Origin of the sequence: Synechococcus sp. RS9909 (genome assembly GCF_014279595.1) — a bacterium.
Lineage (GTDB): Bacteria > Cyanobacteriota > Cyanobacteriia > PCC-6307 > Cyanobiaceae > Synechococcus_C.
The window spans coordinates 326,395-350,921 of the sequence record NZ_CP047943.1; the positions used below are offsets into that span (position 1 = coordinate 326,395).

Sequence of the window (24,527 nt, forward strand, 5' to 3'; positions counted from 1 at the left end):
GCGAAGTCGCCGCGGCCTTGGTGTTTCTGTAGATCAATTATGGCATCTCCGGCGACTGTCACGGCTTCTTTCTGCTGCACTGTTCCACAACAGAAAGGTGCAATCCGGGCTGCCTACTGCCAGGGGGATCGCCCATGACCCCTTGCGATTACGGCGCGATCAGGGAAGCGGCTGGTCATCTGGCCCAGCTGGGGCTCAGTCTGCAGACGGTGATCCCGGTGGAGCTGCCAACGGAGCTATACCCGAAGAGCCGCAAGAACCAGGCCACCGGCGAGTGGGAGCCTGTTCTCAAGAACGGGGCCTTGCAGCCTGCGATCACGGGCAAGAACCCATCGTTCTGGCGTGCCGATGGAAAGCCCCAGTTGATCAGCCATGCGCGCCTCGTTCAACCGAAGGTGCTGCTGGAGCGGATCGCGATCGCTGAGCGCCTAGGGAAGGAACTGGGGCTGGCGATCATCCCATCGAAGGACGTGGTTTCGATCGACTTCGATACCAAGAACTACGACAGTGTCCAGCATCTAGAAGCTGACTGGATGGCGCTGCTGGACAGGTTTCCAGTGCTCACCGGCACGCGCATGGAGCGCACCCCCAGCGGCGGGCTGCACATTTATGTCCGGGTCACGGATCGGATGGCCAGCTGGCAGCGACCAGGAGGTGGCCTGTACTGCCAATTCACGACCAAGCAGGGCGATGACGATCCGCATCGCGGCGAAGTGCTTGCTGGCACGCGGGTATCGGTCTGCGCTCCGACTCGCAATGGCAAAGGCCCCTATGAGCTGATCAACCCCGAGGCGGCCTATTGCTTCGTGGAGGTGCCTGATCTGGCCTCAATCGGCATCTACCCGAAGGTCAAAGCAGCGCCCGAGCCTGCCGCGCCGCAGCAATCGTTGCCATCGCCGCCGGCCAGTGCGCGGCAAGCAGCGACGGGTGAGAGCACCATTCCGCAGTTGGCCGACCTGATCGGTAGCAAGGCGCAGGAGGTGCTGCGGGGAGGACGGCCCTATGGCGGTGATGGATCGGCCGCGGCTGATCGGAGCCTCCAGCTCACCGGCTTCGTGAAGGAGCTCTGGAGCTGGCACAACCTACTGCTGGAGCAAGGGTGGAGGTTTGAGGGTGATCCCGATCAGCTGCTGGCGCAGGCGATCGCCGCCCTCGACATCGGCGACAAGGCGGAGCGGGTTCTGGCGTCGATCATTCGGGCGGATTGTCGCCATCGGGATCCCAACCGGGCGCAGCGTCATTACGCCTGGCTGGCCGGTAATCGCTCTCACCATTGGGGCGGCCGCGGCGATGGCTACAGCACGAACAGCAGCGCACGGGATGGTGATGTCTCTGATCCCAAGAAGCCGCCGCCGCTGAGCCGCGAGGAGTGTCGCGATCGGTTGCGGGATGCAGTTGCCGCCCATCGCTCGCCCACCGAACTGGAGCTGCTGCTCGGGAAGCTGGTGGATGAATCCCAGCTCCATCCCCAGGAACTACGCCAGCTGCTGGCCGCTGTTCGACTGGAGGATGAGCAGCGGGATGTCCTGCGGCAGGAAGCCAGCGCCCTGGAAGAGAATCTGGCTCGGCAGCAGGCCCGCGCACCCATCACCCTGGATCGCCTGTTCCCACCACCGTTGGCGGAGGCGATCCGGAGGATCACAGAACACCTGCCGTACTGCGATCACGTGGTGGCGACGGCCTACCTGGCTGGCGTGAGCGGCCTGGTAAAGCTGGGCACGAGCATCTGCGGTAACCCCTACACCGATTTCGTCACCCCGGCCAACCTCTACGTGGCCACAGTGGGGCGCTCCGGTCAGAAGAAAACGCCCCTAGAGAAGCTGCTGGTGCGCCGACCGGCGCAGGAACTCAAACAGGAAATGGCAGCCGCCAATACCCGTGCGATGGAAAGCTGGCGTGAGCAATGCAAAAGCTGCAAGAACAAGGACGAGCGACCACCCAAGCCGGTAGCGATCTACCTGCAGATTCAGGACTACACCGGGGAGGCCTTCGTTCAGCAGCTGCAGGAGCTCGATAAACGAGGCCTGAGTGTGCTGGTGCTGCGCGATGAGTTGTCGGGCCTGTTCGGTGCGATGAATGCCTACCGATCCGGCCGCGGGTCCGATGAACAGCAGCTGCTGGAGCTGTTTGACGGGCAGGCCTACACCTCGCTGCGGGTGTCAGCCGGCGATCGCAGTTATGAACGCTGTCAGGTGAGCATCTACGGAGCCATTCAGCCCGGCGTGCTGCGGGAGCTGATCAAGGGCGGCGACCCCTCAGGCAAATGGGCGCGATTCCTTTTTTCTCCCTTGCCGGAGAACACGGTGCCCCTGCCCACCGCGGTCAGTGCGGAGGGCGTGGCGGCCGTGAACAGGGCCAATGAGGATCTGCAGGCCTATGCCCGCCGGATCTACACGATGCCGCCGCAGCGCTATCAGCTCGATCTTGATGCGATCGTGGCCTTCAGTGCCTACGAGCACGACAAGCAGATCCAGGCCCAGCAGGCCCGACTGGATGCGCAGGGTGCGCTCTATGGCAAGTCAGCGGGCAAGGTGTTGCGGGTCGCGGTGTTGCTGCACCTGCTGGAGCTGGCGGTGCTCAACGAGCCTGGTGCGGTGGAGGTTCCGGTGGCCACGCTGCAGCGGGCCATCGAGTTGGTCGATGCCATGGATGACTGGGCCCTTGGCTTCCATGAGCAGGCTGCGGCGGTTGAGGAGGAAGGAGGCGTTTCGTCGCTGATGCGGCGCATCCACACCCTGGCCCGCAATGCCAAGGGGGCGGCGAGTTGGACGCAGCTGCGTCAGCAGATGAGCGGCCGCGAAAAGAGAGGCATTAACGCCGCTCTGGCTGATCAGGCGATGCGGGCCCTGGATCAACTGGGTGTCGGCAAAGTCTGCAAGGGGCCCCGTGGGGGCCTGCTGTACCGGGCCACAGCAGACCTGCCCATGTGAGGGAGAGGGACACCATGGGGGAGGCGGATGTGTCCCCCTGACGAGTCCAGTGGCCACAAGGGGAGAGAAGGAAGGGGGGAGAGGGAAACCTGTTGTTGCTCTTTCTTGGCTGCTGCTCCCCTTTCTGTGGGCGTGATCGAAAAAACACGACTCCTGCTCCCTCCTGTCCCCCCATGGAGAGAGCCCAGTCAGGCAGAGCGTTCTGGTGGAGGAGCGTGGTGCGTCCCCTGGGCCGTCCCCCCACTGCTTTGCGACGAAAAGGGCATGACTGAGCCTCAATGTGCAGGTTTTGTCGCATGATTGGTTCATGCTCCCCGTCCTGGACAGGAAAGAAACGGCCCTCAAGCTGGCCCGCAGCCGCGGCCTCCTACGCGCCAGGGAGGCCGCGGCGGCTGGCGTTGATCGTTCGACCCTGGCGCGGCTGTGCGACAGCGGCCTGCTGGAGCGGCTGGAGCGGGGGCTTTACGGCCTGCCGGCCGCGGCCGTTCGCGAGCACGTTGACCTGGAGATCGTCGCTAAGCGGGTGCCCCAGGCGGTGTTCTGCCTGCTCACGGCCCTGAGGCTGCACGGTCTGGGGACGCAGCAGCCCCGCCGGGTCTGGATCAGCCTGCCGCGGGGCGTCCATCGCCCCACCCTGCAGTTCCCCCCACTGGAGGTGATCCATGTGCAGCCGGAGCTGCATCGCCTGCAGGTGGAATCACGGCGCTCCGGTCCGATCCGGCTGAAGATCTACGGGGTGGAGAAGACCCTGGTCGACTGCTTCCGCCATCGCCGCAGGCTCGGCATGGAGCCGGTGCTCGAGGCCCTGAAGGATGCGATCAGCCAGAGGCGGCTGAACGTCGATGAGCTCTGGCGTCAGGCGCAGGCGCAGCGCATGCAGCGGGTGATGACTCCGTACCTGGAAGCACTGCTGTGAAGGCCAACAGGGCCGCCTCCATCCGCCAGCGGTTGCTGAACCGGTCCCGGCAGGAGCAGGAGACCTTCGATGCGGTGCTGAACCGTTTCGGCAGGGAGCGGCTGCTGTATCGGATCGGGATCTCGGAGTACTGCGACCGGTTCCTGCTCAAGGGGGCAATGCTCTTCGCCCTTTGGTACGACATGCCGCACCGGCCCACGCGGGACATGGACCTGCTGGGCTTCGGGCCGGGAGAGCTGTTCGTGCTGGAGCGGGTCTTCCGGGAGATCGCCCAGCAGCGGGTGGATGACGGCCTGGCCTTCTCCGAGACCGTCACGGCAGCAGAGATCCGCAATGAGGCCAACTACGCCGGTGCCAGGGTCACGTTGCTGGCCACCCTGGAGCAGGCCCGCATTCCCCTGCAGGTCGACATCGGCTTCGGAGATCCGGTGACGCCTGAGGCTGAGCAGATCGACTACCCGGTGCTGCTGGAAGACCTGCCCCCTCCGCGTCTGGGGGCCTATCCCGTGTACACGGTGATCGCCGAGAAGCTGCAGGCGATCGTCAGCCTCGGCATGGTCAACAGCCGCCTGAAGGACTACTTCGACCTGCAGGTTCTGCTGGTGCGAGAGGAGCTCGATGCGCAGGTGCTGGCGGAAGCCGTGCGGCGCACCTTTGCCGTGCGCTCCACACCGTTGCCGCAGCAGGTTCCCCTGGGGCTGAGCAGTGAGTTTGGCGAGGATCCGGATAAGCAGGCCCAGTGGCGGGCCTTCCTGCAGCGCAACGAGCTTGCCGAAATACCACTGCCTGCGGTGGTGTCGCAGATCCGGGAGGGCCTGGTGCCTGTGTTGTTCCAAGCAGGAGAGCTGTAACGCCGTAGAGGCAGCACCCGTCATCGGCATCTGCTTGCCGCTGGGTTCCGGCTGCGCTGACGATCCGCTGCGGTCGTCGTCGGCCGTCCTGAACTTGCCACGGCTACGCCGTGGCTGACGTCAGACGTCCGCCGCCGCCCTCCGCTCCGGGGCCGGTGTTGGGGTGGCAGGCAGAGCTGCTCTCCCGCGGCTGCGGTGCCGCCAATGCTCTGTAGCGAGAGGAGTGAATCAGAGAGGGGCCTGATTGCAGGGGCTGCCTCGCGCGGCTGCGCGGCCGAGTGATGATTCAAAGCTGAATCTGATGGATCTTGTTGTGAATGTTTGGGTCTGCTAGCGGATGGCTTTGATGCGCTTGGATCCATTGCCCTGCAACCAGTCTGGAGGGTCAAAGAGTGCATCTCTACTGGTAGAATAAGGGCTGCGCCAAAGGCCACGAGCCCATCGCCTGCGGCATTGTCATCCCCTGATCTCGCCATCGCTGTCGCACTCTCATCAGCGGCATGATGCCCCGGTCAGTTGTCCTTCAAGGCAGCTGATTTCATGGTTTTTTGTCATTTGTCTCAGCCAGGCTCGGGCCCCGCTCGTTCGCTTGTGATCGCCGCCGGTGGCGGTCGTGATCTGGCCTGGTCTCATCAGCGGGTTGCCGCTGAGCTGCTGGCCCGCAGCGGTGGCCGGTTGGTTCATCTGCTCCTTCACGGCGGCGCCCGCGGCGCCGATGCCGCCATTGCTCGGGCCGCTCATCAGCTGGGCTGGCCCTCTTGTGTGATGCAAGCCGAGTGGCAGCGGCATGGGCGTGCCGCTGGGCCGATCCGCAATCGCGAGCTGCTCGAACAGGCCATCGCCCAGGCCGTGCTCCACACCTCCCCCGGCTCGATCGCCTCGGTGCTGGTGGTGGCCTTCCCCGGTGGTGCCGGCACCGCCTCACTCGTGCAGCAGGCGCGGCGCATGGCGTCCCGCTCGCCGGTGCCGATCTCCGTGGCTGAGGTCCAGCCGCCATGCGCCTGCCCCATCCCTTGAAGCCTTCTGCGCCTGCTGGCGCTGCCTGTTCCTTTTTTCTCCTTCTCTTCATCGAATCGTCATGACCGTTCTGATTCCCAATCCCGCAGCTCCAGCCGATGCCCCAGCGCCAGGCCCCTCGGCAGGAGGCCCTGCCTGTTCGCTGCAGCGGTCCGGTTCCCTCTGGCAGCTGGGCATCGAGGCCCAGGAGCTCACCGCTGCCATCGGCCAACTGGCCCAGCAGCTGGAAGCTGATGACCCCGAACAGCGGGCCTCAGCCCTCGCTGAGCTGGAGGCCGCCCTGCTGGCAGAAGAGGGCAACAAGAAAGCCCTTGCCGCCAAGGCCGATGCCACCTGCTGGGTGATCGAGCACCTGCGCGGCCAGGCCGCTTACCGGCAGCAGCAGGCCAAGCGCCTTGCGGCCCTGGCCACTGGTGACGCCAGCCGTGCCGATGCGCTGGAGGAGTCGCTGCTGTTTGTCCTCACCCAACTGCAGCCGGCGGCCACCCGCTTCTCCTTCCCCAATCACGAGCTCAGCAGCCGCAAGTCCCAGGCCGTTGTGATCGACGACGAGGAAGCCCTCGATCCCGAGTGGCTCGCCGTCACCACCAGCAGCAAGCCGGACAAGAACGCCATCAAAGAAGCCCTCAAGGCCGGCCGGCAGATCACCGGCGCCCAGCTGCTCTTCCGCCGCTCCTGGCGCATCCACTGAGGGGCAGAGCCCCCTTCGAAATCGGCCTGCGCCATCGGCAGGCCCTCTTCTCCAAACCCCATCCCTCCTCACTCCTGAGCACTGTTATGACGTGCACCTTCTCCGCCGAGCAGATCACAGCCCTCTCTGCCCCTCTGGATCGCGCCAAGGTGCGTCAGCGGGAGCAGGGCCGCAGCCAGGTGAGTTACCTGGAGGGGTGGCAGGTGATCGCCGAGGCCAACCGCATCTTTGGTTTTGACGGCTGGCAGCGGGAAACCGTTGCTCTCCGGTGCGTCAACCAGAGCGAACGCACCATCGGTGCCAGGGGCACGAGCCGGGACCAGAAACCCGGCTGGGGTGTGACGTACATCGCCCGGGTGCGCATCAGCGTCAGCAGCGCCGGTCAGCCCGCCTTGATCCGCGAGGGCTGTGGCGCCGGCCACGGCATTGATGTGGATCTGGGTCAGGCCCATGAATCGGCCCTCAAAGAAGCTGAGACCGACGCCATGAAACGCGCCCTGATGACCTTCGGGAACCCGTTCGGCTTGGCGCTCTATGACAAGCGCCAGCGGGAAGTAACAGGAGCGTCGGAGTCGAGGGAACAGCCCCGTTCCAGGCCGGCCAGCAGCGTCAGGCCCTCGTCGCTGCGGGTGGTGGCTGCACCGGCCTCCAGGCATCAGCCTGGTCAGGAGCCCGAGGCGGAGGCGACATCGAAAACTGAGCCACCCAGATCAGACAGGTCAGCAGCTCCAGAGGATCCAGGCCTGGCGCCCCTCGATTCAGCCACCATCCACCAGCTCTGCGACACGATCCGGGCCCTCCCCCGGCCAGCTCTGGAGGGCTTCACCAAGGCCTTCCGCAAGCGGTTCCAGGTGCCGCCGGAAGTCACGACGATCGCTGATCGGATCTGCGAACGCAGGCATCACGACTGGATCGAGGCGTTTCTGGTGCAGCGCCGTGCCAGCTTCTCGACTCAAGAAAGTCGCATCCAAGGAGCTTGTGACTGATCGGTAGCTGCTGACCAAGCTGGGAAGTGGTCAATGGATGTAGATCGGCGAAAAGTTTCTGGCGGATGGAAGGTGGATTTGTGAAGCGAGCAAGAGAATTCATTTCCTGAGCAAAAAGATTTTGAACATGGCGCTCGAGTCAGTTCATTGTCTGCCACACAGCGGGCTCTCTGTTGCGGATTGCCTCTTGAGTGGTTTGGCTTGGATGCCTGAGAACCCCTGCGCTACATGCGTTTACGAGATTTCTGCATGTAATCTTTAGGCCTAATAAATGAATCGTTCTTGTCATTAAATGAATTTCCTGTTTATCGATTTTCGGGCTATTGCACTATCCGGCTATGTCGGTTCATTGTGTGGAAGTTGATGCGGTTTAGCTATGCGTTCGCTCCTGAGAGAGGCTGAGTGCCTTGGGTGGGTGATTTCCCGAGGCTCGAAGCATTGGAAGCTACGTCATCCTGTTAGTGGTGGCACAACGATCCTTCCTTATGGGTCGCGTATTTCAACTTCGAGTGTCAGGAATATCCGCTCTCGCCTGCGCTCTGCTGCGCGACTTGAGCTGAATCGTTGAAGTGGCTCTCAAGGTTCACCTCGTGTCGACGTCCATGTACATCCTGCGCATTCCTTCAATGAACGACATCTCCACCCTTCTTGAGCAAGCTCTTCAGGAACACACGCTGGAACGCGAACGCGCCATTGCCGAGGCTGCCTCAGGTCGAGGCCCTCAGCCGTGGGAACGAGACTGGCCTTTGGGAGAGTTTGATCTTGCGGAGCATCTCTCCTCTGCTGCGTTCAATCCTGACGACGAGGTGTTGAGACATCTCCTAACCATGGTGAGCTGGGCGTTGGAGTCCCCGTTGGGCCGGAAGGCCCTGATTGCAGACGGTGTTGCCACCAACCCCGGCCAGCACACCCTGGATACCTTGCGTGTCTTCCGATCCGCCTTGGTTTCACGCCGGCGCCAGCTGCTTGCTTCACGCTTGGAGCAGGACGCTGAGGGCTGGGTGGAGAGTTACCCTGTGGGCGAGTTCAACCTCTTTGAGTACATCGCCACCTGCCAAGACTTCAAGCCTGACTGGTTCACAACCGGAGAGCTGCTTGAGATGGCTGATTGGGCTCTTGCCTCACATCACGCCCAGCAGGGAACTTTCGAAGATCTCCTCGACTGGCAGAAGAAGAAGCCTGTTCTTCAAGTCATTCGACAGTTTGGTGAGGGCCTCGGCATTCACCGGCGGCGTTTATTGCTGGAGCAAGCTCATCTCAGTCTGGGCTATTCCGGGCAGGCGTTGGCATGCCTCAAGCGCTGTCTGGAGGAACAGCATTCAGCGTGAGATCGCCAATATCAAAGCATTGATGAGCCAGGTGTCGTTGGATGGCTGTTGAAGATGCTCTGGGCAGGCCCTGCATGCCCTCCTCCCTTTATGGGGCGTCAAGGAATGCCGATACATCCATGGCGGGGATGTATCGGCGAAGGTGAGAAACACTGAGTCGCCGTTGGGATGCAGAGCATCTGCAGTGTGCATAGAACCAACAACCTGGTGGACAGCACCCGGGGAAGCCTTCACCACCCCTCCAGCAACCGCTCTGCGTCCCGGGCCGACTGCTCGAGTGCATTAAACCAGTACTCCTGAAGCATGGGCTTGAGTTCGCTGGCTACCACGTCGGTGAACCAGTTTCGGCTGGAGCGGCCCGCCAGGCTCTGGTGGGGGGGGTGGCGTAGCTGTGACCAATGCAGAAGGCCTGACCGATGCGGCTGTCGGCGCTGATGATGGCGTTGAGCTGCTTCAGGCGCTGCCCGATCTCCCGGGCGGCGCTTTCCTCCATCTGCTTCTGGTTCACCACCCAGGTGCCCCAGGGCTCGCTTCGGCTGGGCTCGAGGTCGATGAAGGCGAAGCGGCGGCGCAGGGTCAGATCCACCATGGCCAGGGAGCGGTCGGCGGTGTTCATGGTGCCGATCACAAACAGGTTTTCAGGCACGTGCACGGGGCGGTTTACGCCATCGACATCGTGGTAGCAGAGCTCCATCGCCTCAAAGAGGGGTGCGCTTGACGGCCTCAAGGAGGGTGAGCAGCTCCCCAAAGATTTGGGCGGGGTTGCCGCGGTTGCCGCTGGCCTGTCCCATGACCTGATCGTCGGTCTGCTGGATCGCCATGCCGCCCGCGACTGGGGCGACCTCGATGCCGAGGACAAGGCGGCCAATGACTCCGATCACAGCTACGCAGAAGGGCGCCTGTTCTCCAGCTACGACATCCCCGAGCACGGAACCATTTGGGTGATCACGGAAGACCTGCGCAGCGAAGGCGGCGGCCCGATCACCACCGCGCTGTTCCCCGAGGACTACTGAGCACCGGGAAGCCTGGGCAGCACCAAAACAACCGTGCTAGTACAGGTGTACGCATCTGAAGCGGTTCATGGGTGTCCCTCTGCCCCGGCCAGCGGCCCTGGTCGCCCGACTCAAAACCCCACCCGAAGAGTGGCCCTACCTCGATGAGGGCACCCTGGTGAAAACCCGCAGCCGCAAGGTCTGCATGACCTGCCACTGGTTCAGGCATCACGCCGGCGTCAACTGCATCCCGGTGCTGACCTGCCAGCTGCACCAGGGTCTGATCGCCCATGGCGAGCACCTGTTGAGCCGCTGCCAGGGCTGGACTGACGACATGGTCCGCCAGAACGGCTGGGCGCCGGAGGTGTCCTGAGCAGCGCTCAATGGACGTCGTCGACCGGCCCGGTCGTCCGCCGCTCTCGCCTCAGGAGGGCTGGATCAGCGATGGCCGGCAGGTGCTCCACTTCAAGCCGCTCCGCTACGACCGCTGGAGCCAGGCCCTTGAGGTGACACTCGGGGAGGAGATGCCTGCCGGGGAGCCACCGCTGCTGAAGAGCAGTAAGGAGATCACCCGTGAGCAGGCCATCAAGCTGTGGAGGCAAAAGCGCCAGCAAGGCTGGTGGACCAGTGGGCCGCAGTGGCAGCTGCAGAAGAGATGCCAAGGCACGAGCTAGCTAGCACTGCCTTGCAATAAGCAAGTTGGCTCTACAGTGAATCATTGTCCATTGATAAGTGACTTGGAAAAAGATCGTATCGAGAGCCTCATGAGCGAATTCGAGCTCCATGCGCAGTGTCACGAGGATGGTGTGGAGTATTGGCTAGCACGAGATCTGCAGCACCTTCTTGGCTATGGCGAATGGCGAAGCTTCTGCGGTGTAATGTCAAAGGCAAGGACAGCATGCGAAATATCTGGCAAGGCGGTAAAAGACCATTTTGTTGAAGTCACCAAAATGGTCAAACTTGGGTCTGGCAGCGAGCGGCAGATTGACGATCTCATGCTGACCCGACTTGCCTGTTATCTCATTGCGCAAAACGGAGATAGCAGCAAGCCGCAGATCGCATTTGCCCAAAGCTACTTTGCAGCTCAAACCCGTCGGGCCGAGTTGATCGAAAAGCGGCTCTTAGAATCTGAGCGGTTGACGGCTCGCCAAAAGCTTAGCTCGACCGAGAAAGAGCTTTCTCAAATTATATTTGAACAGACAGGCGACGAGAAGGGGTTTGCCCTTATCAGGAGCAAAGGTGATCAGGCCCTTTTCGGGAAGAACACCAAAGCCATGAAATCCCAGTGGAAAGTCCCCGAAGGGCGACCTTTAGCGGACTTTGCGCCTACAATTATCCTCAAGGCCAAAGACTTTGCGGCTGAAATAACGATATTTAATTCAAAGGCTAACGATCTAAAGACAGAGCCGGAGATCTCTTCAGAGCATGTTACCAATAACAGTGCGGTGCGCGAGACTCTGCTTCAGAGGGGTATTCGGCCTGAAGCCTTGCCAGCAGAAGAAGATATCAGGAAGGTAGAGCGTCGTATTGCTTCGGAAGACAAAAGCATCGTCAAGACAGCCGAATCCTTGCCTGGTGATCAATAAGGGTTTTTGCGATGCAGTCTGTTGGCTCCAGAGCCTGCCGGGCGTTTGGCACGACCTGCCGATGACCTCCCTGATCCACGTGGGCATGAAGCTGCTGACGCCCGATCAGGACTCAGGGCTGGGGATCGAGGCGGAGTACCAGGAGGCGGTGCGGTTGCATGGTGCCGGAGGTAGGAAGCCATGACCCTCTGGCTGATCCGCGCCGGATCCCGCGGCGAACACGAACAGAAGTTCCTTGATGAAGGCAGGGTCTATGTGGCCTGGGACGGCCTGGACGCTGATCTTGGAGCTTTACCTGATCGCGAGGGTTTGATCCGCGAATTAGAGGTGCGCTTCCCAGACGAGAAGGCCAAGGCGCTGATGAATTGGTCATCCCAGATCTGGCCGTTTGCCCATGGGATGCAAAGCGGCGACTGGGTGGTGATGCCCTCGAAGCTGCAATCCGGTCTCTACTTCGGGGAGCTGACTGGGGACTATCACTTTGAGGCGGCAGGACCGAATCCTTACTACCACTGGCGATCGATCAATTGGTTCAGCGGCCTGATCCCCCGCAGCGTCTTCCCCCAGGACCTCCTCTATTCCTTCGGGGCGTTCATGACGATCTGCCGGGTGCAACGTAATGACGCTGAGGCCAGGGTCAAGGCGATGGCCGCAACCAACTGGCAGGCCGAGGGTGTTGCAGCCTCTGCTCCCCGCATGCCGCAGACACTTCAGGAAGGTTCTGATCGTGCAGGGGTTCCAGAAACCGGTGACGTCAATCTCGAAGAGCTGGCCGGTGATCAGATTGAGCGTTTGATCGAGGCGCGCTTCAAGGGGCACGAACTGGCAACGTTGGTGGAAGCGATTCTCCAGGCGGAGGGCTACGCCACCTATCGCAGCCCGGCAGGTGCCGATGGCGGTGCCGACATCCTTGCCGGGGGTGGGGAACTGGGTTTCGAGAAGCCGCAGATCTGCATCGAGGTCAAGTCAGGCTCCGATCCAGTGGATCGCCCGACGGTCGACAAGCTGATCGGCGCCGGACAGAAGTTCGGGGCGGAGACCTGCCTGTTCGTGAGCTGGGGTGGCTTCAAGCCGAATGTCCAGAAGGAGCTGGCACGGGACTTTTTCCGCGTTCGGCTGTGGAGTCGCAAGGAGCTGCTCGAGAAGCTCTTTGCTCATTACGACAAGCTCCCTGAAGACCTTCGCCTGGCGTTGCCACTGAAGAGGGTCTGGATGGTGGCCAATCAGGGGCTGGATTGAGCTGGTCTGGCCGAAATCGTCATCCAGCAACAATGCATCTATGCATGCGCTGCATAAAACCAGTGCCGACAGATTCTTCCGGTGGCTGGGCTCACTACACCGGCTGCCAGAAGGTGCAAACTGATGAAGACTGCTGCTGAGCTGCATGCGCACCCAATCGCAGTGCGGCCTTCACCAGGGCCTTCCCAGGGCAGCCCAGACCATCAGCTGCATGCCTGCCCGCCGTTCAAAACCCAAGCCCCCAAAGGCCCAAAACGCCAAAGGCGACCTGACGGCCCAGGGCTTCCGGGTGGCCGACAGCGGCCCCCACACCAGCAAGACGCTGATGCTCCAGGAACTGGAGACCCTTCTGGCGGCGGTCCCGGATGACGCTCCGGCCAAGGCCTACCGAGCAGCAATCGTGGAGGAGAACGTGCTGGGCAAGCGCACCCTCTCCACGCGCAAGGAAACCGCCTCCCGGCTGACGGCCCTGCACGCCCTTGACCCCACCAAGCCCCTGTTTCGGGTGCTGCGCCGGCTCTGGGACGTGGAACCCGCTGCCCGGCCCCAGCTGGCACTGCTCAATGGCCTGGCCCGCGACCCGCTGCTGATGGCAACCAGAGAGCAGGTGATGGGGATGGCCGCGGGCCAACAGGTCCAGCGCTCCGAGATGGTGGCGGCGGTACAGGGTTTCACCCACGACCGCCTCAGCGCCAAGGTGCTCGATGCGGTAGCCCGCAACACCGCCAGCAGCTGGACCCAGAGCGGCCACCTCAAGGGCAAGGTCAAAAAGCTGCGCCAGCCCCTCCAGCCTCACCCCGTCGCCCTCGCTCTGGCGATGTGGCTGGGCTACGCCAGCGGCAAACGCGGCAAGGCGCTGCTCAACACCCCCTGGGCCAGGGCGCTCGACACTTCAAACTCAGGGCTGCTGGAACTGGCGGAGCAGGCCAAACGCCTCGGACTACTCAAGCTCTCGCATGGAGCTGGGGTGGTGTCGATCGATCCCAGTGGCTTGGATCCACTCCACGGAGGCCAGCAGTCATGAGCCGGATCGATGAACTGGCGGCGCAGTACGCAGACCACATCACCGTGCCCTGGCAGCAGGGCCTACCCGCTGCCAACCGGGTGGTGATGCTCGTTTACGAGAAGGAGCTGGAGCGGCACCTGCGGGCCAAGCTGCTCGAGTTCGAGCAGGCCACCAAGACCGCCGGGCATGGCTGGCAGTTGGTCGACCTCACCACCGCCTTCGCGGAGTGGATGGGGGCAATGAAGTACCGCGACGAGTACTTCGAGCGGCCCGATGACATCCGCCTCAAGCTCGATTCCAGCTTCCTGCGCCACGTGGCGGACCTGATCAAAGCCCAGCTCAGCCAGGCGAGTGAGAACGACGTGGTGGCGCTACTCGGGGCCGGGAGCCTGTTTGGCTTCCTGCGGCTCTCGGATGTGATCAAAGAAGTGGAACGCGAGATCCAGGGCCGTCTGGTCGTGTTCTTCCCCGGTCAGAAAGACGGCAACAACTACCGGCTGCTCGATGCCCGAGACGGCTGGAACTACATGGCGGTGGGCATCTCCCGTCATCACACAGGAGCGGTGGCATGAGCCAAAAAATCTTTGAGACCCTGCAGCGCGACCCGCGCTCCAGCCCGCTGGCCAACAACGGCCAGGCACGCATCACCACACTCGACGACGACAACTCCCGCATCGAGCTGGAAGGTGAGCTGACCACCTTCGTCTGCGACGGCCAGTACGGCCAGGCGATGGAGCGGATCCTGCAGAGCTACCTGGCGCAGCAGGGCCAGGCCCGCCAGAACTGTGCCTGGGTATCGGGGTTCTTCGGGAGCGGTAAGTCGCACCTGCAGAAGATGCTCGGCCACCTCTGGGCCAACACCGAGGTGAGCTCGGGCAAGCGAGCTCGCGATCTGGTTCTGGAACTCCCAGATGGCGTGAGGGACCAGTTCCGCGAGCTCGACACGCTCGCCGCAAGAAGTGGCAAGCCGCTGATGGCGGCCAGTGGCGCCATGCCCTCCGGAGCCAAGGACGCGGTGCGCAAGACCGTGCTGGCGATCCTGCTCAAAGCGGTGGGCATGCCCGAGAAGGTGCCCCAGGCACGCTTCTGTTTCTGGCTGCGGGAGAAGGGCTACCTCGATGCCGTTAAATCCACCGTCGAGGCAGATGGAACTCTTTGGCTGGAAGAGCTTGATGAGCTCTACGTCAGCCCGTTGATCGCTGGGGCTGTGCTGGAGCAAGACCCCGACTTCGCTGCTGGCAATCGGGAAGCCCGCGATGTGATCCGCCAGCAGTTCCCCAACAGCGACGGCGACATCACCACCGCCGAATTCGTGCAGCTGGCCCGTAAGGCCTTGTCGCCCGATGGCGGCGAGCTGCCCCACACGATGCTCGTGCTCGATGAGGTGCAGCAGTACATCGGCGACTCCAACGACCGTGCCACCGACTTCGTGGAACTGGCCGAGGCACTGCAGACCGAACTCGATAGCCGCGTGATGTTGGTTGCCTCCGGGCAGTCGGCGCTGTCGTCGGAAACGCCACAGCTGCAGAAGCTCAAAGACCGCTTCCGCGTCACGGTGCAGCTCTCAGACACCGACGTGGAAACGGTGATCCGCAAGGTGATCCTGCAGAAGCGGGCCGATGCCCAGGCCGATGTGCAGCAGGTGCTGGAGACCAATGCCGGCGAGGTGTCCAAGCAGCTGGAAGGCAGCCTGATCAAGGAGCGCTCGGAGGACCGCCAGGTGGCCGTTGCCGACTACCCGCTGCTGCCCACCCGCCGCCGCTTCTGGGAGGAATGCTTCCGCAGCGTCGATGTGGCCGGCACCAACAGCCAGCTGCGCTCCCAGCTGCGCATCATTTTTGACGCGGTCAAAGACATCGCCGAGGAAGACCTGGGCCGGGTGATCACCGGCGATGTGTTGTTCCAAGCGATGGGGCCCGACCTGGTGAACTCGGGTGTGCTGCTCAACGAGCTCAACAACCGCATCTCCGGGCTGGATGACGGCAGCGAGGAGGGCAAACTCAAGCAGAGCCTCTGCGGCTTGGCCTTCCTGATCAGCCGGCTGCCGCGGGAGCAGGGGGCCGACAAGGGCATCCGAGCCACGGCCCGCACCCTGGGCGATCTAATGGTGCCCGACCTGCGCAAGGACAGCGGCCCGCTGCGCAATCAGATCGCCGGCCTGCTGGAGGCGATGGCAGAAGACGGCACCTTGATGAAGGTGGGTGAGCAGCCGGGGCTGGAGGAATACCGCCTCCAGACCACTGAGGGTGCCCAGTGGCAGCGCTTGTTTGACGAGAAGCGCCAGGCGGTCCGCAGTGACACCAACGAGGTGAACACGTTCCGTGAGCAGCTCCTGGGGGCTGAACTGCAGAAGGAACTCAAGGCTGTGCGCCTCCTACATGGCGACGCCAAGATTTCCCGTTCGATCGTTCCATGGGTCAATCCTGAGCCCCCTGCGCCATCGAATGAGCAGGTGGTGGTGTGGGTACGCGACGGCTGGGGCTGCAGTGAGAAGGAGGTGCGAGAAGCAGCTCGCGAGGCCGGAACCGATGACCCCGTGCTCCACGTGTTCCTGCCACGCCGCAATGCGGAGGAACTCAGGAGCCGGATCATCGACGCCACGGCGGCCAGGCGGGTGCTTGGTCACTACAACCCGACAACACCAGAGGGCAAAGAAGCACGGCAGGCGATGCAGAGCCGCCTGAGCCGGGCAGAGGAAGACTGCAACGAGCTGATCGCTGATGTGATCGCCAATGCGCTGGTGCTCAAGGGCGGCGGCATCGAGGAGTACGGCACCAAGCTGGGCGAAAAATTGCAGGCGGCAGCGAACGAGTCATCGCTCGCCAGGCTGTTCCCGGAGTTCCCCAAAGCCGATCACGGCAGCTGGGGCACAGCCGTCAAGCGCGCCAAGGAGGGCAGCGACTCGCCGCTGGGCGTCGTCGGCCACCAGGGCAGCAACGACAGTCACCCAGTGGCTCGCCAGGTGATTAATTCCATTGGTGGCGGAAAGGAGGGAACCAACATCCGCGTCGAGCTACGCATCGCCCCGTTCGGCTGGCCGCAGGATGCGATCGATGCGGTGCTGCTGGCGTTGCATCGCGATGGCACCCTCAGCGCCAAAGACAGCCAGAACAACCCGATCGCAGTCGGCCAGCTCGATCAGCAGAGCCTGGGCAAGGCTCGCTTTTACCTGCAGGAGGTGCGCCTCACCACCCGCGAAAAGCTGGCGGTACGTGGCGTCTTTGGCATCGCCAGCGTCAGCGCCAATCAGGGGCAAGAGGAAGCCAAGGCAGTCGAGTTCCTCGATGCCATCGAGAACCAGGTGGCGCAATCCGGGGGTGAGCCGCCCCTGCCGCAACCGGTCAGCGCTGGCCTGATTAAGCAACTGCGCAGCCTCAGCGGCGCGGAGCAGCTCAAGGCGATCCTGGATGCCAAGGAGCAGTTGCAGGAGCTGTGGGATCAAGCCTGCAGCCTGGTGGACCGCAAGCAGAAGCGTTGGCCCAGTTGGGAGAGCCTGACTGGTCTGCTTCATCAAGCCCAAGGTCTTGAGATCCATGGGGAGCTGGCCCCCCAGGTGGAAGCGATCCGTTCCCATCGCTCATTGCTCGACCCCACCACCGACTTTGTGGCCCCGCTGCTGCAGCAACTGGAGCAGGCGCTGGCCGTTGAACTGGAGCAGGCCCAGCAACAGTTCAGCCAGGTGGTGGCAGCTGAGCTGCAACAGCTGCAAGCCAGTGCCGAATGGCAGGGCCTGCCGGAAGCGGAGCGCGACCGCATCAGCCAGAGCCTGCAGTTACCGGCCACGGCTCCGGCGGCTGAGCCTGTTGAGCGGAGCCAGTTGCTGGAAGCGCTCCAGCAACGTTCCATCACTGGACGCAAAGAGCAGGCCGAGAGCGTGCCCACGCGTTTTGCCAAGGCCCGCACGGCAGCGGCCAAGGCACTGGAGCCCTCCACCCAGGCCCTCAGGCTCAATAGCGGGGTGATCAAAGACGCAGCAGCACTCGATGCCTGGTGGGCGGCTGAGCGTCAGAAGCTCGCTACCGCTCTCGAAAACGGTCCGATCCAGATCAACTGATCCCCATGCCCACTCTCGCCTCCGATCTGCGCAAGACCCTGGAAAACACCGTGGTGAAGGCCAGGGATCTGGCCGAGCGCGGTGCACGCGATGCCCTCACGGCCCTGGCGGTGGGAGCCAGCGAGCCGTTCTCGTCGATGAGCGATGAGGAACGCAAACTTCGCAACCGCCTGCGCGCCCGCGGCCGCCAGCTGGGGGATCAGCGCGATCCCCAGAAAGGCACGCAAAGCATTGAGCGGCTGGTGCGGGAGATGGCCTACGAGCACTGGCACCGCATGCTGTTTGCTCGCTTCCTGGCCGAAAACCAGCTGCTCATCGAGCCCACGTCCGGGGTTGCGATCAGCCTTGATGAATGCGAAGAACTGGCAGCAGAGGAAGGAATAGATCTTTGGGAGTTGGCTGCGCAATTTGCTCAGGAGATGCTGCCGCAGATCTTCCGGGTTGATGATCCGGTGCTGGCAGCCAAGTTGCCACTGGAGATCCGCCAACTGCTGCAGGGGTTGGTGGCCGGCCTAGAGGTGGAGGTGTTCACCGCCAGCGACAGCCTTGGGTGGACCTACCAGTTCTGGCAGACGAAGCGCAAAAAAGAGGTCAATGACTCCGGCGTCAAGATCGGCGCCGATGAGCTGTCCCCGGTGACACAGCTGTTCACCGAGGACTACATGGTGGACTTCCTGCTGGACAACACCCTCGGTGCCTGGCACGCCGGCAAAGTGTTTGCGGCTAATCCCCAGCTGGCTGCCTCAGCCGAGAGCGAGGATGAACTCCGCAAGGCCGTATCTCTACCTGGCTGCCCGTGGGCCTATCTGCGTTTTATTCAGACAAAAGAAGGTGCCTGGACTCCTGCTGCTGGCATCTTTGAGGGCTGGCCGAAAACAGCGGCAGAGCTGAAGTGCCTCGACCCCTGCATGGGGAGTGGACATTTTGTTGTCGCGATGTTTGAGCGTCTGGTGGCTCTTCGTATAGCGGAAGAGGGGCTTGCTGAAAAGGCAGCATTGGCGACGGTCATCGAGGACAACCTGTTCGGATTGGAGATCGACACGCGCTGCACGCAGATTGCCGCGTTCAACCTGGCGCTGGCCGCGTGGCGGCGAGTGGGACACTGCAAGCTGCCCGCCATGAACCTGGCTTGCTCAGGCTTGGCGCCCAATAGCAGTGAGTCCGCTTGGCTGGCCTTGGCTGGCGATAACGAGCGACTCAGGAATGGAATGGAGAGGCTTTACAGGCTGTTCCAAAAGGCTGCGGTGCTGGGCAGCCTGATCAACCCGCGCGCTGCTGAGGGCGATCTGCTGGTAGCCGCGTTCCATGAACTCCAGCCGCTGCTGGAACAGGCACTGGTGCAGGAGGTCCATGACTACTCCACACTTGAAATGGCCGTGGCTGCGCGCGGCCTAGCCAAGGCGGCTGAGATTCTTGCAGGCCAATTCACGCTCGTCGCCACCAATGTTCCTTACCTCGGACGACGCAAACAGGACGAAGTACTCAAAAACTACTGCGGGCGCTTTCACCCCGATGCAAAGACAGAACTCGCAACATGCTTCATTGAACGTTCCTTGGCCTTCTGCGCCAGCAGTGGCTCTGCCGCTCTTCTTGTTCCGCAGAATTGGCTCTTTCTTGGGACATTTCAAGCACTCAGAGAAAAGCTACTCAGGAGCGCCAACTGGGATTTCGCCTGCCGGATGGGCTCAAAGGCATTTCAGACACCCATGTACGACTTTGGGGTGGTCATGCATTCTTTCACGAAAAGGCTTCCCCAAATATCTTCGAGCCTCGTTGGCCTAGATGTGGGCTCTGAATTATCACCTGAGAGCAAATTGGAGGTTTTGCCAGATTGCTCAATCTCCGTTGTCAACCAGCTTGGACAGCTCAGCAATCCTGATACAGCGATTGTTTTTGAAGAAGCCTCTAAATTACCTCTCCTTCAAAACTACGCCGATTCCCTGCAAGGCTGTGGTCTGGCGGACATCGTGATCTTCAGAAAGTTGTTTTGGGAGATTAAGGCGCTCACAAACGGATGGGTTGCACATCAAAGCTCACCAGATGGGGTCGGGCTCTACACCGGGTTGCACTTTGCTGTGAAATGGGACGATGGAAAGGGCGCTCTTGCCAATACGCCTGAAGCCACGATTCGGGGACGCTCCGCTTGGGGTAAGAATGGGATTGCTTGTGCATGGCTGGGTCGTCTGCCCGCCGGACTTTATATTGGTACACTTTATGACAATAGTGCGGCTGCAATAATTCCAAAGAATCCAGCCCATCTCGGTGCAATTTGGTGCTTTATTTCATCCCCTGAATTTGCGCGAGAGGTTCGAAAGATTAATCAGAAAGCTCAAGTCGCCAATGCCACGTTGGTCAAAGTTCCATTTGACCTCGCGCTCTGGCAGAAGGTGGCGGCGGAGAAATATCCGGAAGGACTACCCAAGCCGTTCTCCAGCGACGCTACCCAATGGCTATTCAACGGCCACCCTGCTGGTGCAGACCAGCCATTGCATGTGGCAGTGGCGCGACTTGTTGGTTACCTTTGGCCGCGCCAGACAGGCTCAAGTTTCCCCGATTGCCCCGCCCTCGGACCCGATGGCCTGGAATCCATGGCCGATGAAGATGGCATCGTCTGCCTCGCGCCCGTTCGAGGCGAAGCCTCCGCCGTTGAGCGTCTGCGCAAGCTGCTCGCCGCTGCATTTGGAGATGAGTGGTCTGCGGCCAAAGAACGCGAACTGCTGTTGGCAACAGCCGTGGATAACAACGCCAAAAATGCTGACCCGGATCTATGCACTTGGCTGCGCAATTCCTTCTTCAGCGAGCACTGCAAGCTGTTCCTCAGTCGGCCCTTCATCTGGCAGATCTGGGATGGGCACCCACAAGGCTTTAGCGCCCTGGTCAATTACCACAAGCTCGCCGCTCCTAATGGTGAGGGCCGCAAAGCCCTTGAGCTGCTTACCTTCACCTATCTAGGTGATTGGATCGATCGCCAGAAGCTAGATCAGGTAGAAGGTGTCAATGGCGCGGATGATCGCCTTGCTGCAGCGCTTGATCTGCAAGGCCAGCTCAAGAAGATCCTCGAAGGAGAACCGCCCTACGACATTTTTGTGCGCTGGAAGCCTCTGCAGCAGCAACCAATCGGCTGGGAGCCCGACATCAACGATGGCGTACGCCTCCACATCCGCCCGTTCCTGAATGCCCAGCTACGCAAGGGTGGTAAAGCCGGTGCTGGAATACTCCGCGCCAAGCCCGGCAGCATCAAGTGGACCAAGGACCGCGGTAAGGAGCCGATGCGGTCCAAAGAGGAGTTTCCCTGGTTCTGGGGGATGGATGAAGACAACCATGCCACGGTCATGGATTTCGGAGCTCCGATTCCTGGTGCACCGCCTGTAGGCGAAAGCTTCGATGGCAACCGCTGGAACGACCTGCACTACTCCCGTGCGGCCAAGGAAGAAGCCCGGATAAAGCAGCAAGGAAGGAACTGACCATGCCCGCTCTCGCTTCCGATCTGCGCAAGGCCCTCGAAGCCACAGTGGTTGATGCACGCGACAAGGCCGAGCGAGGCGCTCGTGATGCCCTCACCGCCCTGGCGGTGGGAGCCAGCGAGCCGTTCTCGTCGATGAGCGATGAGGAACGCAAACTTCGCAACCGCCTTCGCGCCCGCGGCCGCCAGCTCGGCGATCAACGCGACGCCCAGAAGGGCACGCAGAGCATCGAGCGGCTGGTACGCGAGATGGCCTATGAGCACTGGCACCGCATGTTGTTTGCCCGCTTTCTGGCGGAGAACCAGCTACTGATCGAACCCAGCTCAGGGGTGTCAATCACGCTCAATGAATGCGAAGAACTAGCTGCAGAAGAGGGAACCGATCTCTGGGGAATGGCTGCGCAATTCGCGCAAGGGATGTTGCCGCAGATCTTTCGCACGGACGATCCGGTGTTGGCGTTGAGCTTGCCCCTGGAGATCCGCCAACAACTGCAGGCTCTGGTGGCGGGGTTGGATGCCGAGGTGTTCACCGCCAGCGACAGCCTGGGTTGGACCTACCAGTTCTGGCAGACAAAGCGCAAAAAAGAGGTCAACGACTCCGGCGTGAAGATCGGCGCCGATGAACTCTCCCCGGTCACGCAGCTGTTCACCGAGGACTACATGGTGGACTTCCTGCTGGACAACACCCTCGGTGCCTGGCACGCCGGCAAGATACTTGCCGCCAATCCTGAGCTAGCCAGCAAGGCCCAAACCGAGGACGAACTGCGCCAGGCAGTAGCTCTTCCCGGTTGCCCCTGGAATTACCTGCGGCTTATCAAGTCAGACGATGGTGTGTGGGCACCGGCGGCTGGAACCTTTGAAGGTTGGCCCAGAGCTGCAGCAGATCTGAAGTGCCTGGATCCCTGTATGGGTAGCGGGCACTTCGTTGTCGCGATGTTCGAGCGGCTGGTGGCATTGCGCCTGGCCGAAGGCGATCAGATGGAAGCGGCGGCTATGGCGGCTGTGATCAAGAGCAATCTTTTCGGCTTGGAGATCGACCCGCGCTGTACACAGATAGCCGCATTCAACCTGGCTCTGGCTGCATGGCGCCGCGTTGGCCATTGCAAGTTGCCTGCGATGAACCTGGCCTGCTCTGGCCTGGCGCCGAACACAAGAAAAGCAGACTGGATTGCGATAGCTGGTAACAACGAGCGGCTCACCAATGGGATGGAGCGGCTTTATTGGCTGTTCCAGAAAGCTTCTGTGCTGGGCAGCTTGATCAACCCACGCGCTGCTGAGGGCGATTTGCTTGTGGCCGATTTCCATGAACTGCAGCCGTTGTTGGAACAGGCGCTGGCGCAGGAGAGCCAAGACGACAACGCGCATGAAATTGCCGTGACTGCGCGGGGCTTAACCAAGGCGGCGGAGATGCTTGCAGGCCACTTCACACTTGTAGCAACAAATGTGCCATACCTCGGTCGAGGCAAGCATTCTGAGGCGATCAAAGAATACTGCGATCGAGCTCACCCGGAAGCGAAGGCAGACCTAGCAACCTGCTTCGCTGAAAGGTGTCTTCATCTGTGCTCAATTGGGGGATGCAGTGCGCTCGTAACACCCCAAAACTGGTGGTTCTCTGGAACTTACTCCAAGTTCCGCGCTTCCATACTTCAGGAATTTAGTTTTAGTTGTGTCGCCGCTCTTGGAGAGGAAGCCTGGCAAAGCTTTGGCGACAGAGGGCCAGCGGCCGCCTTGATGGTCGTTCAAAAACGGAAACCTGATAACGACCAAGAAATAATCGGAATAAATGCGTTACCCAGGAAGACAATATCCGAAAAGGCTCGAGAAATGGCAAGTGGCGAGTTCTGCTGCCTGAGCCAGCGCGATCAGCAAAAAAATCCCGACCATCGAATCACGATTGAAAAAATAATCGATGGCGTACTTTTGCAGAACTATGCCGAATCCCCGAATGGCTCTCACGGAGGAGACGCCTTCAGGCATCGCAGAGCTTTCTGGGAGTTCCCCTGGATAAATGAAAACTGGCGCTTTTTTCAAGGAACCGTAGACAAGACTCAATACTACGGCGGCCGCGAATCCGTCTTCTCCTGGTTCGCAGATGGCAGAGAGCACAAGGAAAATCCCAGCGCTTACATCAAGGGAGAGCACGTAGCAGGAAAGATGGGTGTTGCCATAAGCATGATGCGCGAGCTTCCGACAACCCTTTACTCTGGCGAGCTCTTCGACATAAGTTGCACTCCCATTGTCCCTAAGTCGCCAGGCGACTTGACTGCAATCTGGGCCTTTTGCTCTTCGCCCGAATACTGTACCGCGGTCAGAAAAATTGACCAGAAGGTCAAAGTAACCAATGCAACGCTGACAAAAATCCCCTTCGATTTAGCACACTGGCAGAGAGTTGCCGCCGAGAAATATCCCCAGGGACTGCCGAAGCCGTTTTCAAGCGATTCCACGCAATGGCTTTTTGACGGCAACCCGGCTGGTGCAAGCCAGCCATTGCATGTAGTAATTCCTCGGCTTGTTGGTTACCAGTGGCCGCGCCAGACCGGTTCCAGTTTTCCCGATTGCCCAGCCCTCGCCTCTGATGGCCTAGAAGCATTGGCAGATGGCGATGGCATCGTATGCCTATCGCCTATCCGCGGAGAAGCAGCTGCTGCTGATCGACTACGCGGCCTGTTAGCCGCAGCCTTCGGTGATGAGTGGAGCAATTCGAAAGAACGTGAGCTGCTACTAGAAACCGCCGTGGCCAATGACACCAAGAAAGCCGCTGCCGACTTAAGTGAGTGGCTGCGTCAGAGCTTCTTTACTGAGCACTGCAAGCTCTTTCAATCGAGGCCTTTTGTCTGGCAAATCTGGGATGGCAATCCCCACGGATTCAGTGCCTTGGTGAACTACCACAAACTTGCTGCGCCCAACGGCCAAGGCCGCAAAACTCTGGAGCTGCTCGCCTACACCTATCTGGGCGACTGGATCGATCGCCAGAAGCTAGATCAAGCAGAAGGTGTCAATGGTGCGGATGATCGTCTGGCTGCAGCTCTCGATCTGCAGGGGCAACTTAAGAAGATCCTCGAAGGTGAGCCGCCCTACGACATCTTTGTACGTTGGAAGCCACTGCATCAACAATCAATCGGTTGGGATCCCGACATCAACGACGGGGTACGCCTCAACATCCGCCCCTTCCTCAATGCCCAGCTGCGCAAAGGGGGCAAAGCCGGGGCCGGCATTCTTCGCGCCAAGCCCGGCACCATCAAGTGGAAAAAAGATCGCGGCAAGGAGCCAATACGCTCCAAAGACGACTTCCCATGGTTCTGGGGTTGGGACGAGAACAACACATCCCTGGCCATCGACTATGGAGCTCCGATCTCTGAAGCTCCCGCTGCAGGCGACAGCTTTGATGGCAACCGCTGGAATGACTTGCACTACACCCGAGCTGCCAAGGAAGCCGCCAGGGCTCGGCACCGAGGAGAGGCTTAAAGC

20 protein-coding genes are annotated in these 24,527 nt (G+C 61.3%); 18 read left to right on the forward strand and 2 right to left on the reverse strand.

Going from position 1 to position 24,527, the window contains the following annotated elements; translation table 11 throughout:
• The first annotated feature begins 134 nt into the window (after positions 1-134).
• The 3 genes from SynRS9909_RS01550 to SynRS9909_RS01560 all read left to right on the forward strand — a co-directional run bounded on the left by SynRS9909_RS01550 (position 135) and on the right by SynRS9909_RS01560 (position 4,697).
• Positions 135-2,930 (forward strand): DUF3987 domain-containing protein, encoded by a 2,796-nt coding sequence (locus tag SynRS9909_RS01550; RefSeq protein WP_007100832.1) that lies wholly within the window; start codon positions 135-137, stop codon positions 2,928-2,930.
• A gap of 307 nt (positions 2,931-3,237) precedes the next feature.
• Complete coding sequence (locus tag SynRS9909_RS01555; protein WP_007100831.1) at positions 3,238-3,846, forward strand: type IV toxin-antitoxin system AbiEi family antitoxin domain-containing protein; 609 nt, start codon at positions 3,238-3,240, stop codon at positions 3,844-3,846.
• Positions 3,843-4,697 carry a nucleotidyl transferase AbiEii/AbiGii toxin family protein gene (locus SynRS9909_RS01560; RefSeq protein ID WP_186593778.1) on the forward strand — a complete coding sequence of 285 codons (855 nt, stop codon included), beginning with the start codon at positions 3,843-3,845 and terminating at the stop codon, positions 4,695-4,697. The genes SynRS9909_RS01555 and SynRS9909_RS01560 overlap by 4 nt, the downstream gene beginning before the upstream one ends.
• Positions 4,698-5,189: 492 nt before the next feature.
• On the opposite strand, the gene SynRS9909_RS13850 is transcribed toward SynRS9909_RS01560, so the two are convergent.
• On the reverse strand, positions 5,190-5,438 hold the full coding sequence (locus SynRS9909_RS13850; protein WP_255479191.1) for a hypothetical protein: 249 nt from the start codon (positions 5,436-5,438) through the stop codon (positions 5,190-5,192).
• Here SynRS9909_RS13850 and SynRS9909_RS13855 point away from each other — a divergent pair.
• From SynRS9909_RS13855 to SynRS9909_RS01580, 4 genes are all read left to right on the forward strand, one after another.
• On the forward strand, positions 5,352-5,714 hold the full coding sequence (locus SynRS9909_RS13855) for an SLOG family protein (RefSeq protein WP_370587898.1): 363 nt from the start codon (positions 5,352-5,354) through the stop codon (positions 5,712-5,714). The genes SynRS9909_RS13850 and SynRS9909_RS13855 overlap by 87 nt on opposite strands.
• Before the next feature lie 61 nt (positions 5,715-5,775).
• Entirely contained in the window at positions 5,776-6,405 is a 630-nt protein-coding gene (locus SynRS9909_RS01570) for a siphovirus Gp157 family protein (RefSeq protein ID WP_007100826.1), read from the forward strand.
• A gap of 86 nt (positions 6,406-6,491) precedes the next feature.
• Positions 6,492-7,391, forward strand: a complete 900-nt coding sequence (locus SynRS9909_RS01575) for an RAD52 family DNA repair protein (RefSeq protein ID WP_007100825.1) — start codon at positions 6,492-6,494, stop codon at positions 7,389-7,391.
• A gap of 569 nt (positions 7,392-7,960) precedes the next feature.
• The gene (locus SynRS9909_RS01580) at positions 7,961-8,719 is read left to right on the forward strand and encodes a hypothetical protein (protein ID WP_186593779.1); all 759 of its coding nucleotides are present in this window, start codon (positions 7,961-7,963) and stop codon (positions 8,717-8,719) included.
• Positions 8,720-9,041: 322 nt separating this feature from the next.
• Here the strand turns inward: SynRS9909_RS01580 and SynRS9909_RS01585 are convergent, their stop codons facing one another.
• Positions 9,042-9,446, reverse strand: coding sequence for a hypothetical protein (locus SynRS9909_RS01585; protein ID WP_186593780.1), 405 nt, complete (start codon positions 9,444-9,446; stop codon positions 9,042-9,044).
• A 25-nt stretch (positions 9,447-9,471) separates the two neighbouring features.
• Here SynRS9909_RS01585 and SynRS9909_RS01590 point away from each other — a divergent pair, with 25 nt between their 5' ends.
• From SynRS9909_RS01590 to SynRS9909_RS01635, 11 genes are all read left to right on the forward strand, one after another.
• On the forward strand, positions 9,472-9,732 hold the full coding sequence (locus tag SynRS9909_RS01590) for a hypothetical protein (protein WP_007100819.1): 261 nt from the start codon (positions 9,472-9,474) through the stop codon (positions 9,730-9,732).
• A gap of 67 nt (positions 9,733-9,799) precedes the next feature.
• Positions 9,800-10,084, forward strand: coding sequence for a hypothetical protein (locus tag SynRS9909_RS01595; RefSeq protein WP_007100818.1), 285 nt, complete (start codon positions 9,800-9,802; stop codon positions 10,082-10,084).
• A 10-nt stretch (positions 10,085-10,094) separates the two neighbouring features.
• Positions 10,095-10,385: a DUF1651 domain-containing protein gene (locus SynRS9909_RS01600; RefSeq protein WP_007100817.1), complete on the forward strand. Its 291-nt coding sequence runs from the start codon at positions 10,095-10,097 to the stop codon at positions 10,383-10,385.
• A gap of 63 nt (positions 10,386-10,448) precedes the next feature.
• The gene (gene dinD, locus SynRS9909_RS01605; RefSeq protein ID WP_038001684.1) at positions 10,449-11,297 is read left to right on the forward strand and encodes a DNA damage-inducible protein D; all 849 of its coding nucleotides are present in this window, start codon (positions 10,449-10,451) and stop codon (positions 11,295-11,297) included.
• A gap of 61 nt (positions 11,298-11,358) precedes the next feature.
• On the forward strand, positions 11,359-11,481 hold the full coding sequence (locus tag SynRS9909_RS13860; protein ID WP_007100815.1) for a hypothetical protein: 123 nt from the start codon (positions 11,359-11,361) through the stop codon (positions 11,479-11,481).
• A complete protein-coding gene (locus tag SynRS9909_RS01610; protein WP_007100814.1) occupies positions 11,478-12,536 on the forward strand; it encodes a restriction endonuclease in 1,059 nt (352 codons plus the stop codon). Before SynRS9909_RS13860 ends, SynRS9909_RS01610 begins: the two co-directional genes overlap by 4 nt.
• A 211-nt stretch (positions 12,537-12,747) precedes the next feature.
• Entirely contained in the window at positions 12,748-13,560 is an 813-nt protein-coding gene (locus SynRS9909_RS01615; RefSeq protein WP_186593781.1) for a hypothetical protein, read from the forward strand.
• A complete protein-coding gene (locus SynRS9909_RS01620) occupies positions 13,557-14,114 on the forward strand; it encodes a BREX protein BrxB domain-containing protein (RefSeq protein WP_007100812.1) in 558 nt (185 codons plus the stop codon). The genes SynRS9909_RS01615 and SynRS9909_RS01620 overlap by 4 nt, the downstream gene beginning before the upstream one ends.
• Positions 14,111-17,596, forward strand: a complete 3,486-nt coding sequence (gene brxC, locus SynRS9909_RS01625) for a BREX system P-loop protein BrxC (protein WP_007100811.1) — start codon at positions 14,111-14,113, stop codon at positions 17,594-17,596. The genes SynRS9909_RS01620 and brxC overlap by 4 nt, the downstream gene beginning before the upstream one ends.
• A gap of 5 nt (positions 17,597-17,601) precedes the next feature.
• On the forward strand, positions 17,602-21,060 hold the full coding sequence (locus SynRS9909_RS01630) for a hypothetical protein (RefSeq protein ID WP_007100810.1): 3,459 nt from the start codon (positions 17,602-17,604) through the stop codon (positions 21,058-21,060).
• 2 nt (positions 21,061-21,062) lie between these two features.
• Positions 21,063-24,524, forward strand: a complete 3,462-nt coding sequence (locus SynRS9909_RS01635; protein ID WP_007100809.1) for an N-6 DNA methylase — start codon at positions 21,063-21,065, stop codon at positions 24,522-24,524.
• Positions 24,525-24,527 lie beyond the last annotated feature (3 nt).

What these genes read in the sequence shown, in the direction of transcription:
- SynRS9909_RS13850 (WP_255479191.1), bottom strand. Translation starts at nt 5,438, where the DNA reads ATGAGCGGCCCGAGCAATGGCGGCATCGGCGCCGCGGGCGCCGCCGTG.
- SynRS9909_RS01610 (WP_007100814.1), top strand. Translation starts at nt 11,478, where the DNA reads ATGACCCTCTGGCTGATCCGCGCCGGATCCCGCGGCGAACACGAACAG.
- SynRS9909_RS01615 (WP_186593781.1), top strand. Translation starts at nt 12,748, where the DNA reads ATGCCTGCCCGCCGTTCAAAACCCAAGCCCCCAAAGGCCCAAAACGCC.
- SynRS9909_RS01550 (WP_007100832.1), top strand. Translation starts at nt 135, where the DNA reads ATGACCCCTTGCGATTACGGCGCGATCAGGGAAGCGGCTGGTCATCTG.
- SynRS9909_RS01595 (WP_007100818.1), top strand. Translation starts at nt 9,800, where the DNA reads ATGGGTGTCCCTCTGCCCCGGCCAGCGGCCCTGGTCGCCCGACTCAAA.
- SynRS9909_RS01620 (WP_007100812.1), top strand. Translation starts at nt 13,557, where the DNA reads ATGAGCCGGATCGATGAACTGGCGGCGCAGTACGCAGACCACATCACC.
- SynRS9909_RS01600 (WP_007100817.1), top strand. Translation starts at nt 10,095, where the DNA reads ATGGACGTCGTCGACCGGCCCGGTCGTCCGCCGCTCTCGCCTCAGGAG.
- SynRS9909_RS01570 (WP_007100826.1), top strand. Translation starts at nt 5,776, where the DNA reads ATGACCGTTCTGATTCCCAATCCCGCAGCTCCAGCCGATGCCCCAGCG.
- SynRS9909_RS01555 (WP_007100831.1), top strand. Translation starts at nt 3,238, where the DNA reads ATGCTCCCCGTCCTGGACAGGAAAGAAACGGCCCTCAAGCTGGCCCGC.
- SynRS9909_RS01630 (WP_007100810.1), top strand. Translation starts at nt 17,602, where the DNA reads ATGCCCACTCTCGCCTCCGATCTGCGCAAGACCCTGGAAAACACCGTG.
- SynRS9909_RS13860 (WP_007100815.1), top strand. Translation starts at nt 11,359, where the DNA reads ATGACCTCCCTGATCCACGTGGGCATGAAGCTGCTGACGCCCGATCAG.
- SynRS9909_RS01635 (WP_007100809.1), top strand. Translation starts at nt 21,063, where the DNA reads ATGCCCGCTCTCGCTTCCGATCTGCGCAAGGCCCTCGAAGCCACAGTG.
- brxC (WP_007100811.1), top strand. Translation starts at nt 14,111, where the DNA reads ATGAGCCAAAAAATCTTTGAGACCCTGCAGCGCGACCCGCGCTCCAGC.
- SynRS9909_RS01575 (WP_007100825.1), top strand. Translation starts at nt 6,492, where the DNA reads ATGACGTGCACCTTCTCCGCCGAGCAGATCACAGCCCTCTCTGCCCCT.